The sequence below is a fragment of the Microcoleus sp. Pol8_D6 genome, assembly GCF_036700965.1.
Classification (GTDB): domain Bacteria; phylum Cyanobacteriota; class Cyanobacteriia; order Cyanobacteriales; family Microcoleaceae; genus Microcoleus.
Map to the genome: position 1 here is coordinate 1 of NZ_JAUBPW010000159.1, position 1,768 is coordinate 1,768.

The following is a 1,768-nucleotide window of genomic DNA, read 5'->3' on the forward strand; positions in this document are numbered from 1 at the left end:
GATTGCCTCTTTGACTGGATATCCATTCATATTAAATGGGTTATCTGTAGCAAATATTTAGGAAAATGGTATTACTTCACTGATTAAGGCTCGTTTATGGTGTCCTAGTTGGTGCGGGCTGGCGCTTACGAAGCCAGAATAGCAACTAAGCTAATTTCATTTTTAAAGCGCCACTCATCCCGCGACTCCCCTTTATTAAGGGGAGTTTCGCTCGCAGAGTCTGTGCGAGCTCGTCAGGCGGTAACTGTGATTGAATTGGTGCCGACCAAGGCAACGTACACGTATATGTAGTCAAGGTTTTGAGTTAATGCGCGGCTGAACTCCTCAGTTGAGTAAGTCCTCAGCAGGTAATTAGCGGTGTTGATATACTCGCTCAAGCACAGGTCGCGCGGTTGTTTTCGCAGCAATCCCCGTGCTTTGGCTTCTTTGATGCAGAGAAAAATTTCTTGTTTTTTGGCATCGCTAAAATCGCCAAATTGTTCTTTAGCTGATTGCACCAAGTCGGCAATCTGTCTGTTTTCAGTTTGGTTCATGGTAAGTTGGTAGATGTCATTGTGGAAGAAATGGTCAAGATAGCTTGGAATTAAGCAGTTGAAGTCGGGATTCAACTGCTTTTTATTTCTTAGAGCTGCTTAAAAACGTAAAGACCTTTAGCTGGGGGCTGCTCTTTGGATTGTTGAGCCAAAGGCATCATTACGTCATTGATGAAGTTCTCTATTTCGTTTTGTTCCACTGTTTTTTGATGGATAGATGCTTGAATTGCTATATCCCGCGCTAATTCTTCGCAAGACTGGCCAACAATTTCGCTAAGTAAATTGAGCAAAATCGAATTAGTTCTTGCGCACTCGAAAATAAGTTGCTTTTGCTCAATTGGTAAATCCTGCATACTGACGGTTGTAGGTTGTGGGCTGTCGTCGGGAATTATTCGGATCGAGTTAAGGTTTAGCTCGCAAGTATTCAGAGAATTGTTGAGAGTTTCGGCGAGTTCTTCAAGCTCGCGGTAGTTGCCGTGACTTTTTAAAATCAGGTCATCGGCATGGAGACCGATGGCGATAATTTCGGCTGTGATTTCAGGGCGAACCGCAGGCAAATCAGAATGCCTGTAAGTGAAAGTATGGTGTGACATGGTTTTAAAAAAAACTAGGATGAGTCGGACACTTTGTCCGATCTAATGGTGGTGTTGATACCTTTTTGATAGCTTTTTAAGGGTTTATTCTTGCCAAACCCTGCTGAGGGCTTAGCTTTGATGAAAGCTTCTGCCCGATCGCAAATTTCCTCTTTTTCGGGTGTCAGCTCTGTCGGTTCCCCTTGCCCGTCGCCTTCTTCATCGTCGGGCGGTTCGGTGCCGCCGATGAGCATTTCAAGATATTTAGAAACGGCCATGCCGGCCGCTGCTGCTCTTTTTTGCAGCAGTTGGTATGATTTGCCGCCGATGCGGACTTGCTTGGCTCTGTCCTCTGGGTTCTCGTCCAAGGCTTCTTGGATTTTGGCCGCTGTTATGACGTGCGGGGGGAAGCCGTCAAGTACGGTCTGCCATTTTTCCTCTAATTGGGTTTGCCCGTACTCATCCACTTGAGCAAATTTCACCAGCGGCAAAGCTTGGGCGACGCAGGTTGGGAGAACTTTGAACTTGGATTTGATAAGGTGCAGGCAGATTTTGGCGGCCTGAATAATCTTGTTGCAGTAGAAGAGCGATCGCCCTAATGCAAGTTTGCAGTATTCGGCAAAGTCCCGGTACTGCCGTTTATAGAGGCGGTAGCGGCGCACG

Annotated in this window: 2 protein-coding genes and 1 pseudogene; all 3 read right to left on the reverse strand. The window is 46.2% G+C overall.

The annotated features are described in order from the left end of the window. Positions 1–233: 233 nt before the first annotated feature. Positions 234–533, reverse strand: coding sequence for a hypothetical protein (locus tag QUA10_RS28925; RefSeq protein ID WP_333085959.1), 300 nt, complete (start codon positions 531–533; stop codon positions 234–236). An 89-nt stretch (positions 534–622) separates the two neighbouring features. Next, the gene (locus QUA10_RS28930) at positions 623–1,126 is read right to left on the reverse strand and encodes a hypothetical protein (RefSeq protein ID WP_333085960.1); all 504 of its coding nucleotides are present in this window, start codon (positions 1,124–1,126) and stop codon (positions 623–625) included. A 14-nt stretch (positions 1,127–1,140) separates the two neighbouring features. Beyond that, positions 1,141–1,768 (reverse strand): annotated as a pseudogene (locus tag QUA10_RS28935) (hypothetical protein); the annotation flags it as partial.

Excerpts from the sequence above, each read along its gene's own strand:
- QUA10_RS28930 (WP_333085960.1), bottom strand. The coding sequence starts at position 1,126 with ATGTCACACCATACTTTCACTTACAGGCATTCTGATTTGCCTGCGGTT.
- QUA10_RS28925 (WP_333085959.1), bottom strand. The coding sequence starts at position 533 with ATGAACCAAACTGAAAACAGACAGATTGCCGACTTGGTGCAATCAGCT.